Source organism: Pseudomonas sp. GW822-FHT07A10 (genome assembly GCF_058798795.1).
In genome coordinates this window covers 39,756-56,350 of the sequence record NZ_JBXAKV010000008.1, presented here as the reverse complement: position 1 = coordinate 56,350, position 16,595 = coordinate 39,756, and the positions used below count along the sequence as shown (strand labels likewise).

Genomic DNA, 16,595 nt, shown 5'->3' with positions numbered 1-16,595 from the left:
CTTGTATTGCCCCCGGTGCCGCACTGCTTTAATGATTTTTTCAGGCCTGCATTTCACTGATACCGACCTGTTGCAAAGCCGCGGCCAAGCTGTCGACCTGCCGTTGCTCGGTGTCTTTGAGCTGTTGTAATTGCTGGCCAAGACTCGGTGCGCCAAACACGCCGCGCAGCCCTTGGGAAGCATCCCCCGCTTTGATTGACTGATTACCAAAGGTGTTCAGCGAATCCCCCTCGCTACTGGTGGCCTGATTGAACAGGCTCGACAGCGTGCTGCTGCCGAAGACCCCGCCATCGCCCCCGCCAAAGCCGAGGAAGCCGTGGCCTGAGCCATCGCCACCGTTGTCGCTGCTGGTGAATACCTGGGCAATAAAACTCGGCGTCAGCGCCCCGTGGTTTATGAAAATGTCACCCAGAGGCCGAATGCCATTGCCCATCACCCGTTGTTCAAACAACGGGGCAAAGGTCAGTGGCGAGCCGAGATCGCCAGTGGGTGGGGTGAAGATGATCGGTTGCAATGGCACGTTCGGTGGATCGGCCACGACCACCGGTGTCAACACCAAGGGCGGCGGCGTCGGTACGGTGTCGATCGTGTAGTTGTTGGACACCGCGACGCTGGCGCCCAGGTTGCCCGCCAGGTCCGTCACATTGCTGGTGTCCAGCGCAATGAAGTTACTCGGGTCGGTAATGTTCGCGGTGGGCGTGAAAGTGCCGGTCCAGGTCTTGCCGCCGTCGCTGCTGGCCAGATTGGTCAGTTCACCGTTGGTCACGCTCAGGTCCGACAAGTCGAAGTTGCTGACCGCTTCGCTGAACGTGAAGGTCACCAGTGTCGTCTGGCCAATTCCCAACACCGGATTGGCAACCACGATGCTGACGGTCGGGCGGGTCGCATCGAGCGCATAGTTGTTGGAGATAGCGATGCTGGCGCCGGCATTGCCCGCGGCGTCGAGCACATTGCCGGTGTCGAGCAGGATCAGGTTGGTCGTGTCGTTGATACTCGCGGTCGGCGTGAATGTCGCGGTCCAGGTCACACCACCGTCGCTGCTGGCCAGGTTGGACAACACGCCGTTGGCCACGCTGAGGTCGGACAGGTCGAAACCGGATACCGCTTCACTGAAGGTAACGGTCACCGTGGTCGTCTCGCCGATACCCAGTTTATTGTCCGCGACCACAATGGTCGCGGTCGGGCGCACGGTGTCGATGGCGTAGTTGTTGGAGTCGGTCACGCCGACGCCGCTGTTGCCCGACACGTTGGTCACACCGCTGTTGTCCAGGCGGATCAGGTTAGTGGTGTCCGTGACGCTGGCGGCAGGCGTGAAAGTCGCCGTCCAGGTCACGCCGCCATCGCTGGAAGAAACGCTGCTGAGGGTGCCGTTGGCAATCGTCAGGTCAGCATTGGTGAAACCGCTCACCGCTTCGCTGAAGGTAATGGTCACCAGCGATGTTTCACCGGCCTTGAGGGCACTGTCGGCAACTACGATGGTGGCGGTCGGCACCTGGGTTTCCACCACATAGTTGGCCGAGTTGGTGGTGCCCGCTCCGGTGTTGCCGGCCACGTCCGACACGCCGCTGTTGTTCAGGGTAATGAGGTTGCTGGCGTCGGTAACCCCGGCAGTCGGGGTGAAGGTCGCGGTCCAGGTGATGCCGCCGTCGCTGCTGCTGACCGCGCTCAAGGTACCGTTGGCGACGCTCAAGTCACTGTTGTCGAAACCCGTCACCGCTTCGCTGAAGGTGATGGTCACCAGGGCGGTTTCACCCGGTTTCAGGGTCGAATCGCTCAACACGATGGTCGCCGTCGGACGCTGGCTGTCGATGGCGTAATTGTTGGAATCAGTGGTGCCGCTGCCGGCGTTACCCGCCAGGTCGCTGACTCCGGTGTTGTCCAGGGTGATCAGGTTGGTGGTGTCGTTGATGCCCGCCGAAGGCGTGAAGGTCGCCGTCCAGGTGATGCCGCCATCGCTGCTGCTCACCGCGCTCAGCGTACCGTTGGCGATGGTCAGGTCGGCGTTGGTGAACCCGCTCACCGCTTCGCTGAAGGTGATGGTCACCAGCGAGGTTTCGCCGATTTGCAGCGCTGTGTCCGCAACCACGATGGTGGCCGTCGGGCGCACGGTGTCGATGGCATAGTTGTTGGAATCGGTGGTGCCGCTGCCCACGTTACCGGAGGCGGCCGCCTGCACGCCGGTGTTGTCCAGGGTGATCAGGTTAGTCGCGTCGGTGATGCTGGTGGTCGGGGTGAACGTTGCCGTCCAGGTGATGCCGCCATCGCTGCTGCTCACCGCCGTGAGCGTACCGTTGGCGATGGTCAGGTCGGCATTGCTGAAACCACTCACCGCTTCGCTGAAGGTAATGGTCACCAGCGACGTTTCACCGATTTTCAGCGCGTTGTCGGCGACCACGATGGTGGCCGTCGGCAGCACCGTATCGATGGTGTAGTTGCCTGAGTTGGTGGTGCCGCTGCCGGTGTTGCCGGCCACATCGGTCACACCGGTATTGTTCAGGGTGATGACGTTGCTCGTGTCATTCACGCCGGCGGTTGGGGTGAAGGTCGCGGTCCAGGTGATGCCGCCATCGCTGCTGCTCACCGCCGTGAGCGTACCGTTGGCGATGCTCAAGTCACTGTTGTCGAAACCCGTCACCGCCTCGGAGAAGGTGATCGTCACCAACGACGTTTCTCCGGCACTCAGGGTGGCGTCCGCCAGGACGATGGTGGCCGTCGGGCGTTGGCTGTCGACAGCGTAGTTGTTGGAGTCGGTGGTGCCGCTGCCGGTGTTGCCGGCCCCATCGGTCACCCCGGTGTTGTCCAGGGTAATCAGATTGGTCGCATCGGTGATGCTCGCCGCCGGTGTCAGGGTGGCGGTGTAGGTGATGTTATCGCTGGTGCTCAGACTGCTCAGGGTACCGTTGCTCACCGTCAGGTCGGCCGTGGTAAAGCCGGTCACTGCCTCGGAGAACGTGATGGTCACCACCGATGTCTGGCCCACCGCCAGTGCCGAGTCCGCAACCACGATGGTGGCCGTCGGGCGCACGGTATCGATGGCGTAGTTGTTGGAGTCGGTGGTGCCGCTACCGGCGTTGCCCGAGGCGTTGGTCACACCGCTGTTATCCAGGGTGATGACGTTGCTGGTGTCGGTGATGGCGCTGGTCGGGGTGAACGTGGCCGTCCAGGTGATGCCGCCGTCGCTGCTGCTCACCGCCGTGAGCGTACCGTTGGCGATGGTCAGGTCGGCATTGCTGAAACCGCTCACCGCTTCGCTGAAGGTGATCGTCACCAGTGAGGTTTCACCGATTTTCAGCGCATTGTCGGCCACCACGATGGTCGCCGTCGGCAGCACCGTATCGATGGTGTAGTTGCCGGAGTTGGTGGTGCCGCTGCCGGTGTTGCCCGCCAGATCGCTGACCCCGGTATTGTTCAGGGTGATGACGTTGCTCGAATCATTCACGCCGACGGTCGGGGTGAAGGTCGCGGTCCAGGTGATACCGCCGTCGCTGCTGCTCACCGCCGTGAGCGTACCGTTGGCGATGCTCAAGTCCGCATTGGTGAAGCCGCTGACCGCTTCGCTGAAGGTAATGGTCACCAGCGAGGTTTCACCGGCACTCAGGGTAGTGTCGGCCAGCACAATCGTGGCGGTCGGGCGCACCGTGTCGATGGCGTAGTTATTGGAATCGGTGGTGCCACTGCCGGCGTTGCCCGCCAAATCGCTGATCCCGGTGTTGTCCAGGGTGATCAGGTTGGTGGTGTCGTTGATGCTGGCGCTCGGGGTGAAGGTCGCCGTCCAGGTGATGCCGCCGTCGCTGCTGCTCACCGCCGTGAGCGTACCGTTGGCGATGGTCAGGTCGGCGTTGGTGAAACCGCTCACCGCCTCGGAGAAGGTGATGGTCACCAGCGAGGTTTCGCCGATTTTCAACGCCGTGTCCGCGACCACGATCGTGGCCGTCGGGCGCACGGTGTCGATGGCATAGTTGTTGGAGTCGGTCGTGCCAATGCCCACGTTACCGCTGGCGGCCGCCTGCACGCCAGAGTTGTCCAGGGTGATCAGGTTGGTCGCGTCGGTGATGCTGGCGGTCGGGGTGAAGGTCGCCGTCCAGGTAATGCCGCCGTCGCTGCTGCTCACCGCCGTGAGTGTACCGTTGGCGATGGTCAGGTCCGCGTTGGTGAAACCGCTCACCGCCTGATCGAAGGTGATGGTCACCAGTGAGGTTTCGCCGATTTTCAGTGCGTTGTCGGCGACCACGATGGTCGCGGTCGGCGGGACGGTGTCGATCACGTAGTTGTTCGAGTTGGTGGTGCCGCTGCCGGTGTTGCCCGCCAGATCACTGACCCCGGTATTGTTCAGGGTGATCAGGTTGGTGGTGTCGTTGATGCCCGCCGAAGGCGTGAAGGTCGCGGTCCAGGTGATGCCGCCGTCGCTGCTGCTCACCGCGCTCAGCGTGCCGTTGGCGATGGTCAGGTCGGCGTTGGTGAAACCGCTGACTGCTTCGCTGAACGTAATGGTCACCAGCGAGGTTTCACCCGCGGTCAGCGTTGTATCGGCCACCACAATCGTGGCGGTCGGGCGCACCGTATCGACGGCGTAGTTGTTGGAGTCGGTGGTGCCGCTGCCGGCGTTGCCCGCCAGGTCGCTGATCCCGGTGTTGTCCAGGGTGATCAGGTTGGTGGTGTCGTTGATGCTCGCCGAAGGTGTGAAGGTCGCGGTCCAGGTGATGCCGCCGTCGCTGCTGCTCACCGAGGTCAACGTGCCGTTGGCGATCGTCAGGTCCGCGTTGGTGAAACCGCTCACCGCCTCGGAGAAGGTGATGGTCACCAGCGAGGTTTCGCCGATTTTCAACGCCGTGTCCGCGACCACGATCGTGGCCGTCGGGCGCACGGTGTCGATGGCATAGTTGTTGGAGTCGGTCGTGCCAATGCCCACGTTACCGCTGGCGGCCGCCTGCACACCAGAGTTGTCCAGGGTGATCAGGTTGGTCGCGTCGGTGATGCTGGCGGTCGGGGTGAAGGTCGCCGTCCAGGTAATGCCGCCGTCGCTGCTGCTCACCGCCGTGAGTGTACCGTTGGCGATGCTCAGGTCCGCGTTGGTGAAACCGCTCACCGCCTGATCGAAGGTGATGGTCACCAGTGAGGTTTCGCCGATTTTCAGTGCGTTGTCGGCGACCACGATGGTCGCGGTCGGCGGGACGGTGTCGATCACGTAGTTGTTCGAGTTGGTGGTGCCGCTGCCGGTGTTGCCCGCCAGATCACTGACCCCGGTATTGTTCAGGGTGATCAGGTTGGTGGTGTCATTGACGCTGGCCGACGGCGTGAAGGTCGCGGTCCAGGTGATGCCGCCATCGCTGCTGCTCACCGCGCTCAGCGTGCCGTTGGCGATGGTCAGGTCGGCGTTGGTGAAACCACTCACCGCTTCGCTGAACGTAATGGTCACCAGCGAGGTTTCACTCGCGGTCAGCGTTGTATCGGCCACCACAATCGTGGCGGTCGGGCGCACCGTATCGACGGCATAGTTGTTGGAGTCGGTGGTGCCGCTGCCGGCGTTGCCCGCCAGGTCGCTGACTCCGGTGTTGTCCAGGGTGATCAGGTTGGTCGTATCGGTGATGCTGGCGGTTGGGGTGAAGGTTCCCGTCCAGGTGATGCCGCCGTCGCTGCTGCTCACCGAGGTCAACGTACCGTTGGCAATCGTCAGGTCCGCGTTGGTGAAACCACTCACCGCTTCGTTGAAGGTGATGGTCACCAGCGAGGTTTCGCCGATTTTCAGCGCATTGTCCGCCACCACGATGGTCGCGGTCGGGCGTACGGTGTCGACCGTGTAGTTATTGGAGTTGGTGGTGCCGACGCCAGCGGTGCCCAGGCCGTTTATCACGCCGGTGTTGTCCAGGGTGATGACGTTGGTCGTATCGGAAATACTGGCGGACGGGGTGAACGTTGCCGTCCAGGTGATGCCGCCATCGCTGCTGCTGACGGAGCTCAGGGTGCCGTTGGGGATAGTCAGGTCCGCGTTGGTGAAACCGGTCACGGCCTCGGAAAAGGTGATCGTCACCAAGGACGTTTCGCCGATGCTCAGTGTGGTGTCGGCGACCACAATGGTCGCGGTCGGCGGTGGCGAATACGCGGTATTGAGTACGCCACCGTCGTTGTAGATAGTCGAGAAAGAGGTCGGCGAGGTGCCGGTTGAACCTCCGCCCTGCGCGGTACCGCCTGCGCCACTGGCTGCGGCATTGCCGGCCAGGGCCGCGAAGTTGGCGGCCGTCATCAGCAGCGTGCCCTTGTTCCAGATCGCACCGACGCCCCTGCCGCCAATGCCGCCATTACTGGCATTGCTGCCTTGGCCACCACCACCGCCACCGCCGCCACCGGCACCGATGTTGTTGCTGATGGTCGACGTGCCGATGACGGTGATGGTGCCGCTGCTGGCGTTGTAGATCCCGCCCACCGCGTTGCCGCCAGCGCCACCTACCTTGTCCCAACCGGACCCGCCGCCGCCACCGCCAATGGAAATCGTGCCATTGGTGGCCGTCGCACCGTTACCGCCATTGCTGTAATAGGAAACGCCCACCCCGCCAGCACCGCCAGTGGTGGAACCACCGCGACCGCCCATGTGGGTGGCGTCATAACCGCCGCCATAACCACCGACACCGGCGCTGCCCGCCTGGCCGCCCAATGTGCCGGTGCCCGGCCCTGCCGAACCGCCGTGCCCGCCGACCTGGCCGCCTAAACCGCCACCGCCACCGCCGCCACCGCCGTAAAAAGCGCCCGTGACACCGCCGCCGCCACCGCCACCGGAAGCGGCGTTGGAGGTCACGGTAACGTTTTTCAGGGTCAGAATCCCTGCGTTGAAAATCCCCCCCGCCATCGCGCCCGTGGCACCGTAGCCACCGTTGCCACCGTTGCCCGCCACCAAGCCACGGGTGATCACCAAGCCATCAAGCGTCACGGCGCTGCCAGACGACACTTCAATTACTCGGGTCTTGTACTGACCATCGAGAGTCACATCTGCCACACCGTCGTTGTTCAAGTCGCCATCAACGTAGACGCTCTTGTTGATCAGCAACTCGGAGGTCAACTGCACCGTCATGCCGGTGCTGAATGTGACGATATCGCCGTTCTGCGCCGAGGCGAGGGCGGCACGCAACGAGCCGACACCCGTGTCGGCGTTGTTGGTGGCGGTCCAGGTGGCCAGGCCCCAGTGATAGTCGTTCATGGCCGTGGTCGAGAGCACGTTGGCGCTTTCGATGTTGCCGGTGGCAATTTCCAGATTCCAGTCGCCACCGACCCCGGTGCGGTTGCTGGAAGCGGCGATATCACGACCGGTCAGTTGCGCCAGCGAGTCGACGAAACTCAAGCCGCGCTCACCTTCGGCGGTGTAGCAGCCGTAGATCATGATGTCGCCGCCGACGTTCATGTCCTTGCCGATTTCCGCCAGCACGGCGCTGCGGGCCGCGACGTTATCGGCCGACAGATAACTGTTACCCAGCCACAGATCGCCTGCGTTGCCGTGGGCGATGATCTGCACCGAACTGATGCCTTGATGGGTATCGAGGTAGTCGGCAATCTGCTGCAAGCCGTCCTTGCTCGCGTCCAGCTGAACCACCTGAGTGCCAGGTGCGACGCCTTTAAGCAGGCTGTCGGCGTCCTTGACCCGCGAATCGACGAACACCACGCTTTGTCCCGGTACTGCGACAGGCGTCGGGGTTGGCGTGGCATCGGCCTGGCCGTGGGTATCCTTGCTGGCGACCGGCTGATCGGCGGTCGGTGCCTTGACCGCGTCGGCCGTGGCATGGGTGTCAGCCTGGGCAGTATCGGCCACCGTGGCGGCTACCGCGCCGTCGAACAGCATGCGGGGCTCCAATGACATGATCATTGGCGAGGCCAGCGCTCGTGCGCCTTCGGTAACCCGCGACTTGCCTTTGCTCCACCACATGCTGCTCACCCGGACTCGAACTTTTGACAGATCAATGAAAACGCCGCGATCAACTGATCGCGGCGTCGGCTTTCATACGAATGACATTGGCGGCGCTGGCTGAACCATCGAGCCAAAAGGACAACTCGGCGTATTGCTTGAACAAATCCGGCGGCAGGATCGTGCGCCTGGACTGCAATTGAACCTTGGCCTTCACCTTGTGCAGCCCCGAGAGGCCAAGGGCCTGGTCGAATTCCGGCGCGTCGTAGGCCAAATGATCGAAATCATGTTCGAACCAGGGTTCGCCGATGAAGTCGTAGACCAGCCGCATCACCCGCTCCGGCGCCTGGCTCAGCAGGTCGTAATCGATGATCAGCAGTGAGTCGGCGTGTTCGCCGTAATAGGCTTCCTTGAGGGCGGCCCAGGAAAACCCCACCAACCGATTGCGTTGGGCCAGGGTTTCGCAGCGGCTGTAGACCGTATTGCGCTCGACCGCGTCGCCGAACAGCTTGGTGTTTTCGAAGGGATTGGCGCGGTACAGGCGCTCGATGCTGTCCATGACCCAGGCGACATTGCGCACGCAGGCAATGATCTTGGCTTGAGGGAACAGATCGCTGATCGCCGGCAGGCGCGAACTCCACAAGCGGTTGGTGTCGAACACCACCGGTTTGTCGGCCTTGTCGGCGTAGAAAGAGTCGAACAGGCCACGCAACAGGCGGCGACGCAGGTCGGTGTCGATCACCGCGCCGAATTCGCTGCCGGCGCTGCATTGCTCCAGAACACCGGAAAAGAGTGCGCCCACGGGGCTGGTCATGCCGGCATGAAAACGCGGATTCTGCAAAAGAATTGCAGAAAGCAGGGTCGAGCCCGAGCGCGGCAAGCCGGAGATAAAGTGGAATTGCTGCAATCCATTCACCCGTCATACAGTCCTTTGTACGACGGAGCGTAGACCATGAATGGCCTTACAGCTAGTGGTGTTTTGATATCAAATCGGAGCTAAATCGACTGGAAAACGCAATCTATATAACTGTTTAAAAGTTGAATCGTTTAAGCCCTGAATCCACGAATTACTTCAGCACATACAAGCGTGCCACGGCGCCTCCCCCCCGGGCTTCGTCAACGCGTTGCCAGCCCGCGGGCAATGGAGCGAACTCGTCCGCCCCCTCGAGGGTACCGACCAGCCATACCCGACCAGTGCCTTTGGGCAAGGCATCGAGGCTATCCAGGTAGATGTCATTGGTCACCAGCGTACCGAAACCGTAGGCGTTCGGCCGGCTCGACCGGCCATCGGCCAATGGTGGCGTGTACAGCATCGGTTTGGCGTTGGTCTGGTTGTAATAGACGTAACTCAGGTACCAGAGCATGTCGCTGGTGACGATTCGGTCGCCGGGTATGAAGTGCTGGTTCACGTGTTTGGCCATGACGCTGATCTGATCCTCAGTATCCACCGTGGCATTGTTCTTTACCCCCACCAGCTCGACACCGGCAAACAGCAGCAGCACGGCCAGCGCCAAGACCTTGAGGTCTGCGTACAAGCGATCGACGGCCAGCGCGACAACCATCGGCAGACCCAAGGCGTAAGCGGTCAGGTAACGCTCGATGAACACCGGCGAGATGAACGACACCGCAAACACCAGCAATAACGGGACCGCGGTGTAGATCACCGCCAGCGCACTGCCACGGAACACACTGCGGTCGCGGGCCAGCGCCACGCCCGCCAGGGCCACCAATGCCAGTGGCAGCGCAATAAAAATCAGCGTGGGCAGGTTCTCGCCATCGTCCTGGATCAGGAGCGACCAGATCATCGACGGCAATGAGTCGAGCATGACGGGGGGCTCCCATCCCACATCACCATTGGCCTTGAGCAGATCCAAGTGCTGGATCAGATCGATCAGGCTGGGCACCCACGGCAGGTACAACAGCACAATCGCCACATTGGCCAGCCACCAGCCCGAGCGCTGAATGTGCCGCAGTCGATACCCTGGCTGCACACGGATCAGGCCCAGATACAACCAGTGACACAGCACGCACAGCGCGGTGAAGTAATGGGTGTAGAACGCAACTGTCATCAGCAGGGTGTAGATCACCAGATAGCGCGTGCGTTGTGGCCGTTTTATCCAGTACACCAGGGCGATCGTGGCGCCGATCAGCCACATCCCCAACAGCGAGTACATCCGCACTTCCTGGCTATACCGCACCGCCGTGGGCAACAGCGCCAGCAGAACCCCGGCCAGCAACGCGGCGCGGCGGGTCGCGAGCAGGTCCACCAGCCAGACACCGAGCCCGACCGTGGCAATCCCCGGCAGCGCGCTCAGGCAACGAATCGAAAAAATGCCGTCGCCGAACAGCTCGATCCAGCCGTGCAGCAGCATGAAATACAACGGCGGATGCACGTCATGGGCCGCATGCTCCCAGATCCCGGCCAGGGAATACTGGCTCAGCAGCAAGCTGGACCCTTCGTCGCCCCAGATCGCCGCCGCCGTCAGGTCGTAAAAACGCACCAGCGCGGCCAATGCCAGGATCGGCAGCAGCCAATGCTCCCGCGCCCACCGCAGCAAGCGGCGGGCAGCCGCCCATGAGCCCGGTGTCGCGTGCGGATCCTGGGTGTCACCCAGCGGTGTTTCTCTGCGCGCCTCCATTGCCTCCCCTTGCTACCACCCAATGAATTGCGAAGTTTCTCAAGCACTGTAGGACAGGCTCAGGCCCGTCGTCGATGCTGGCTTTACGACGGACGACGTCCGGCAATCATTCCGATCAGCGTCTACGCTTTGGCGTGGCGTGACCCAGCCACGGAGATGAACGGAGTCGGCTGATCACTGCGATCCGCCCGGATAACCGGGCCTGCGATGTGACATATCAGACACTAACCTGAGGGATGAGGAACTATGGAAGTATTCATGGGCACTATCCAACCTTTCGCCTTTAACTTCGCCCCCAACGGCTGGGCCCTGTGCTACGGCCAGACGCTGGCGATCTCGCAATACCAGGCGCTGTTCTCACTGCTGGGCACCTACTATGGAGGTAATGGCACCACCAATTTCATGCTGCCCAACCTGCAGGGCCGCATGCCGATTGCCCAAGGCAACGGCCTGGGCCTGACCCCGCGTGTCATCGGCGAGGTCTCCGGGACCGAAAACGTCACCGCGACCATCAATAACCTGCCCAACCACACCCACGCCCTGTCCGGGCTCACGGCCACCACCACCCTGCAACTGGCCAGCCCGGCGAGCAACCCGGTCACCAACCCGACCGCGACCAACTCGTACATCGGCGCCTCGGGCGGCGGGCCCGGCTCGGCGAGTATCTATTCCGATCAGCAAGGCGCTGCAGCGGTACCGCTCAAGGGCGTCACCAGCACGGTGACGGGGGAAATCTCTTCCGCTGGCAATGGTTTGCCCATGACGGTGATGAACCCGTTCCTGGTGCTCAACTTCAGCATCGCCCTGAACGGATTGTTCCCTTCGCGTAACTGAGGGTCTGGCCGGGGGATGCACATCCCCCGGCCACTTTTGCTTGATGGAGGGATGCCATGCTGCAACAGGTTCAAAGCCAACACTTTCAGGCACTGCTGGGCAAGACCGGGACGCTGCGGCTGCCCGATGGCAGTGAATTGCCGATCCATATCGACACCCTTAAAGAAACGCCCCATTCACAGATGCCCAAAAGCGAGCGCATGCCGTTCAGCGTCGAGCTCAACAGCCTGCAACCCACTGACTTTGTCGATGGCTTGTGTGCGCTGGAGTTGCCGGAACTGGGCCAGGTGGAAAATATTTTCGTCTCGCGAGTACCGACCATGGGGCGGGATCCCGACGTGGGTTATTTCTACATCGCCTTCAACTGAGACTTTGTGGGAGCGGGCTTATGTGGTGAGCCCCTCACCACAGTTTTTTGTATTGCTCTTAACCCTGCGGGTACCACACCAACCGCTCCGCCGCCGGGTTGCGCTCTTCAACCTGAAACCCCAGCGCCAGGTAATGCTGGCGCGCATGGGGATTGTTGGCCCAGACCACCGTCGCCACCGGGCAACGGATTTGTTGCGCGGCTTTTTGCACGCCTTGCAGCACCGTCCGCCCGTAACCCCGGCCTCGGGCCTGGGGGATAAACGCCAGGTACAGCACGCGAATTTCATTGGGACCGAAGTCGGTGGTCAGCGCGCCGATGGCTGTGTCGAGTTTCTCGATCACGTAATGCATGGCATTGGGAAAGTTTTCCCCCAGTCCTTGCTCCTGCACGGTGAATTGCTGGGCAATCACCTGCTCGACCACTTCCTGCTCGCCGTCGATCCATTGCAGATCCGGCCGCGCCGCCTGGTAAAGGCTGTGCAGGAAAGGTCCATCGCTGGTCCGCGAAGGTCTGACCACCAGGCCGTCCGCCGCCACTGAATTGCTGTTCGCCATCGCTGCTCTCCCTAGAAACCGCTTTCCCTGACCCCCAAGGCCGCCATGCGCCGCCAGGCAACGCCCAGCAACGATTCGCCACTGCCCTGCAACACCACGATGCCGCGCAAAGGTTGCACCGGCGTCGGCGTCTCTTCGAGGATGCTCAACCGCGCGCCATACTGCGCCTGCACCGGCTCGGCGCGCTGAAGCTGATCCCGGCGCACGGCAATCGGCCCATGATGATCGGAAGTCAGCGCCTCTTGATCGACATAAGCCGCGCCGTTGGTATCGATTTCGCTTAATTGCACGGCGATCGCCGGGTGCATCGGGTCATCGGCAATGAACCGCCCGCGAGCACCCGGAGCAACACGCCACAGCTCGGCTTCGGCCAGATAACCGCGCAACCGCGCGCCGTCTTCGACCACCCGAACCAAAGGCTCTTTAGTCGAAAGCCAGCGCCCGACCGTTAACTGCGGCAGCAGATCGCGTACCTTGCCGGCGTGGGGTGCGCGTAACAGCAGTCGCTCACGCTGGGCGACCAGCCCTCGGTATTCAGCCACCGCTTCCGCCAGGCGCTGCTCGACGATTCCGGCGTCGGCTGCAGTTTCGCTGCGGCTGGCCTGACGACGCATCTGCAATTGCTGGATCTGGATCTCGCGACGAACGATCGCCTGGCGTGAGTCCAGGTCCGGTGTCTCCAGCTCGATCAGCACTTCACCCTGAGCGACAACCTGGCCGTCGTGCACATTCACCGTTTTTACCCGCGCCGCCACCGGCGCGTGCAGGGCGCTGGTGCGTCCCGCCTCCAGCATCGTCGGCAGCTCCACCGCGCTGCGCCACGGCAGCGCCAGCAGCAACAACAGCCCAAGTAATGTCAGGCTACTGATCAGTACCCGAGGCGTATGCGCCTGTTCGCGACGACTCCACCATTGCCGCCACTCGTTCAGGATCGGCAGGAAGATGAACCACACCAGCTCCACCAGCATCAGGAAGATCCCCAATACCTTGAAGAACAGGTGATAAACCGCCAGCGCAATCCCGAAAAACAACGCCGCGCGCCACAGCCACGAGCCGTATCCCCAGATCAACAAACGCCGCTGCATCTTCGGCGACCACGGCTCCGGCGCCGGGGCAGCGTAGCCGAACAGGAACTCGCGCAATCGCCAGCGACACAAGGCAAAGGCGCGCCCCTGAAGGTTGTCCACCTCCCAGAAGTCGCTGAGCAAGAAGTAGCCGTCGAAACGCATGAACGGGTTGAGGTTGATCACCAGCGTAGTAATCCAAGTCGCACTGGCGAGCATGAACGCCGCCGTGCGCCCGGGGCCATCGGGCAGCAGTGACCAGGCGAGCAGCGCGATACAGGCCAACACCAGTTCCGCCAGCACCCCACCGGCGCCGATCAGCAATCGCGCACGTCTATCGTTGACCCGCCAGGCGTCGCTGACATCGGTGTAGAACATCGGCAGCAGCACCATGAACGCCACGCCCATGCTCTGCACCCGACAGCCGGCGCGCTTGGCCATGAAGGCGTGGCCGAACTCGTGGCACAGCTTGGCGAAAAACAGCGCCACCGCGAACGCCAATGCGCCGCCGAGGCTGAACAGGTGCGGAAAAGTGGCGATGAATCGCTGCCAGTCCCGCGATACCAGAAACACCCCGAGCCCCAGCGTCGCGGGCAATCCGTAGCGCAATGCGCGCGGGCCGAAATGCTCCAGCCACGGCCAGACGCGATTGAGAAAGGCGTCCGGGCGCCATAGCGGAATCCGGAAAAACAGGTATTGATGCAGCAGGATTTTCCACAGGCTCTGGCGCTGAGCCGCGGCCTTCAGGCTGTAACTGGCACGCTGCGATGGGTCGAGGGCGCTGATCAGGTCGTGGCCGCGCAAAAACTCCAGCAATTGCTCAAGCGCCGCGCCGTCCAGCGGCAGCCCTGGCTCGCGGTTGGCGGCACGCAGCACCTGCTCGGGATCACCCAGGGACCAATGACGCAGCAAGCGCATCGCCGCCGCGCCGAGTTTGAAATAACGTCCACGCACCGGATCGGCCAGGGTCCAGCACGGCGACCCGTCGAGGGCCGGGGCTGCCGCCGACAATTGCAAGTCTGCCCGCAGGCTCGGCAAGCTCATCTAAAGGCCCACGCTCTGACGCAACCCGGCCAGCGGTCGACGCAACAGGTACAGCGCCAGCGGCGCACGGTCACCGAAGACTTTCGCCGTGCCACGCAGGCCAATGCGCGGCGGTGCGCCGTCGAATGTCGCATCCAGTCGATAAGCCAGTTGCCCGCCAGCTGTTGGCTGCGCTTCATAGGCCGAACGTTCGAGCCTGGCCTGGTACCGCTGCAGTGGATCACTGTCGAGAAACAGTGCGACCTGCGCCCCCGGTTCCAGGGCAATCGCATCGCCCACGGCCAATTCGATGCGCAACTCGGCCTGATTCGGGTCGGCGAGTTCCATCAAGCGCTCGCCGGTCTGCACCGGTTTGCCGGTCCAGCGTTCAGCGTCGGCGAACACCGCGATGCCGTCTCGCTCGGCACGCACTTCGCTGCGTTTGAGCAGTTCACGGGCGTAATCCCGTTCGGCGCGTTTCTGCTCGACACGTGCGGCCAGCAGATCGATTTTCGAACTGGATTCGGCATCGGCGAAGGAGCGTTGGGAATTGGCCTTGAGTTCTGCTTCGGCAACGCCCAGGGCGCGCTCGGCCACATCGGCCTGCGCCTTGAGCGTAGTGCTTTCGAAGCGCAGCAGCAGATCACCGGTTTTCACCGTCTGGTTGGGTTTGACCAGGAACTCGGCGATCACCCCGTCCAGTGGCGCGGCGACCACCCGGCCGCCCAACGGGACGACTTCGGCCGGTGCCAACACCGATTGGCGCACCGGAATCAGCAACCCGAGCAACAACACGGCAACCAGCGCCACCTGACGCTTACGCGTCCAACGCAGTCGCCAGGGCTTGCGCGGTTGCAGCGCCAGCCAGGCGTGACTATAGGTGTCGCCCAGTTGCGACAACAACACCTGCTCGGCAGGGTTCCATGGCACATCCCGCGCCAGCCACAGCCCGCCGAAGATCTCGCCCTGATGATCAATCAGCGGCAGCCAGAACACTTGAGCGGCCGACAGACTTTGCCAATCGGCCTGAATCGATTCGCTGAGCAGATCGGGCGCGATCACCCGTGCCTGTTTCAGCACTTCGAGCTTGAACAACTGCGTGACCGCTTGCTCGACAAACGCCACGAACGGCGCATTCGGCTCCACCGCACTGACACCAGTCACCGCCTGCACCTTGCCGGCGATCAACAACGCGGCATGGCGGAAACTGAACAGCGCCTGACCGTCATTGACCAGGCTGTAGGCCAATTGAGCAGGATTGCGCGCGGCGCGGGTCTGGCGTTCGAGATCGAGAAACCTGGCAAATACCTGCTCGGCGCCACCCGTCACCGGCGCGTTCATTTCAGCTCCGCGAAACGCGCCGTCCCGCTCATGCCGGCCAACAGGCCGCTGGCGTTGGGCAGTGTCGCCACCAGCAGCAAGGTCTGGCTGCCTTCGTCGATCCGCGCGCCGAGGCGCTTGACCGTGGCATCCAGCGGCTGACCGGTTTCATCGGGAACAAAGCTGAACGTCTGGCCGGGCTTGAGCTTGCCCATCCAGCGTGACGGCACCAACAGGTGAATTTCCAGAGTGCGGTTATCGACAACGTCCAGCAAAGGCGCGCCAGCAGCAACGCTTTCGTAGCGCTTGACCTTGCGTTCGACGACCTGGCCATCGAACGGCGCAACCACGCTGCAGCGTTTGACCTGAACCTGATAAACCTGAGATTGCGCCTGGGTTTCGCTGACCTTGGCCTCGGCTCGCGCCACTTCAAAGCGCCCCACCGAATTCAACGCCGCCAGTTGCCGGTTATGGGCCAGTTCCTCACCGGCGCCACGATTGGCGGCCTGTGCCGCGTTGAGCTGAGCCTGATAAGCCGAACAGTCAAACCGCGCCAGGGTGTCGCCCTTTTTGAACGACTCGCCCTCACTGAACGGCAACTCGACAATCCGCCCGGACAACTCACTGGCGAGCACAGCCTGATCCCGGGCTCGCAACACACCACGGGCCTCACTGCTGGCTGACGCGTTACCGCCGACCGCGTTGCTTTCCAGCAACGGATCGTCTGGCGCAGGCGTTTGCGCCTGTACTACGCACGTTACAAAGGTTAATCCCGCAACCCAAATACGAAAACGCCGCATAACCGTAACTCCCTGACGGATGAGCGGAGTCTACGACAGCGGGGGGGCGCGTCAAGCAGATAGCCATCATTGGTTGGAAATGTAATGTTTCAAAAAGGACAAA

The 16,595-nt window shown here is 62.5% G+C and carries 9 protein-coding genes; 2 read left to right on the top strand and 7 right to left on the bottom strand.

What is annotated here, in order from left to right:
- Nucleotides 1-40: 40 nt before the first annotated feature.
- From AC1RL4_RS15005 to AC1RL4_RS14995, 3 genes are all read right to left on the bottom strand, one after another.
- The gene (locus AC1RL4_RS15005; protein ID WP_230174073.1) at nt 41-7,909 is read right to left on the bottom strand and encodes an Ig-like domain-containing protein; all 7,869 of its coding nucleotides are present in this window, start codon (nt 7,907-7,909) and stop codon (nt 41-43) included.
- Between the two features lie 49 nt (nt 7,910-7,958).
- Nucleotides 7,959-8,804, bottom strand: coding sequence for a sulfotransferase family protein (locus tag AC1RL4_RS15000; protein WP_230174075.1), 846 nt, complete (start codon nt 8,802-8,804; stop codon nt 7,959-7,961).
- A gap of 151 nt (nt 8,805-8,955) precedes the next feature.
- The gene (locus AC1RL4_RS14995) at nt 8,956-10,527 is read right to left on the bottom strand and encodes a glycosyltransferase family 39 protein (RefSeq protein WP_230174077.1); all 1,572 of its coding nucleotides are present in this window, start codon (nt 10,525-10,527) and stop codon (nt 8,956-8,958) included.
- 246 nt (nt 10,528-10,773) lie between these two features.
- Between AC1RL4_RS14995 and AC1RL4_RS14990 the strand changes: the two genes are divergently transcribed.
- Nucleotides 10,774-11,361, top strand: coding sequence for a phage tail protein (locus AC1RL4_RS14990; RefSeq protein WP_096481501.1), 588 nt, complete (start codon nt 10,774-10,776; stop codon nt 11,359-11,361).
- Nucleotides 11,362-11,417: 56 nt separating this feature from the next.
- On the top strand, nt 11,418-11,729 hold the full coding sequence (locus AC1RL4_RS14985) for a DUF6916 family protein (protein ID WP_007940987.1): 312 nt from the start codon (nt 11,418-11,420) through the stop codon (nt 11,727-11,729).
- Between the two features lie 58 nt (nt 11,730-11,787).
- Here AC1RL4_RS14985 and AC1RL4_RS14980 read toward each other — a convergent pair whose 3' ends face one another.
- From AC1RL4_RS14980 to AC1RL4_RS14965, 4 genes are read right to left on the bottom strand one after another with little or no spacing between them, the layout of a single operon-like run.
- A complete protein-coding gene (locus tag AC1RL4_RS14980) occupies nt 11,788-12,285 on the bottom strand; it encodes a GNAT family N-acetyltransferase (protein ID WP_028939523.1) in 498 nt (165 codons plus the stop codon).
- 11 nt (nt 12,286-12,296) lie between these two features.
- On the bottom strand, nt 12,297-14,393 hold the full coding sequence (locus tag AC1RL4_RS14975) for a site-2 protease family protein (RefSeq protein WP_028939522.1): 2,097 nt from the start codon (nt 14,391-14,393) through the stop codon (nt 12,297-12,299).
- Nucleotides 14,394-15,713: an efflux RND transporter periplasmic adaptor subunit gene (locus tag AC1RL4_RS14970; protein WP_019651579.1), complete on the bottom strand. Its 1,320-nt coding sequence runs from the start codon at nt 15,711-15,713 to the stop codon at nt 14,394-14,396.
- A complete protein-coding gene (locus AC1RL4_RS14965; RefSeq protein ID WP_026331885.1) occupies nt 15,710-16,492 on the bottom strand; it encodes an efflux RND transporter periplasmic adaptor subunit in 783 nt (260 codons plus the stop codon). The genes AC1RL4_RS14970 and AC1RL4_RS14965 overlap by 4 nt, the downstream gene beginning before the upstream one ends.
- Nucleotides 16,493-16,595 lie beyond the last annotated feature (103 nt).

Excerpts from the sequence above, each read along its gene's own strand:
- AC1RL4_RS14985 (WP_007940987.1), top strand. The coding sequence starts at position 11,418 with ATGCTGCAACAGGTTCAAAGCCAACACTTTCAGGCACTGCTGGGCAAG.
- AC1RL4_RS14995 (WP_230174077.1), bottom strand. The coding sequence starts at position 10,527 with ATGGAGGCGCGCAGAGAAACACCGCTGGGTGACACCCAGGATCCGCAC.
- AC1RL4_RS14975 (WP_028939522.1), bottom strand. The coding sequence starts at position 14,393 with ATGAGCTTGCCGAGCCTGCGGGCAGACTTGCAATTGTCGGCGGCAGCC.
- AC1RL4_RS14990 (WP_096481501.1), top strand. The coding sequence starts at position 10,774 with ATGGAAGTATTCATGGGCACTATCCAACCTTTCGCCTTTAACTTCGCC.
- AC1RL4_RS14970 (WP_019651579.1), bottom strand. The coding sequence starts at position 15,713 with ATGAACGCGCCGGTGACGGGTGGCGCCGAGCAGGTATTTGCCAGGTTT.
- AC1RL4_RS14980 (WP_028939523.1), bottom strand. The coding sequence starts at position 12,285 with ATGGCGAACAGCAATTCAGTGGCGGCGGACGGCCTGGTGGTCAGACCT.
- AC1RL4_RS15005 (WP_230174073.1), bottom strand. The coding sequence starts at position 7,909 with ATGTGGTGGAGCAAAGGCAAGTCGCGGGTTACCGAAGGCGCACGAGCG.
- AC1RL4_RS14965 (WP_026331885.1), bottom strand. The coding sequence starts at position 16,492 with ATGCGGCGTTTTCGTATTTGGGTTGCGGGATTAACCTTTGTAACGTGC.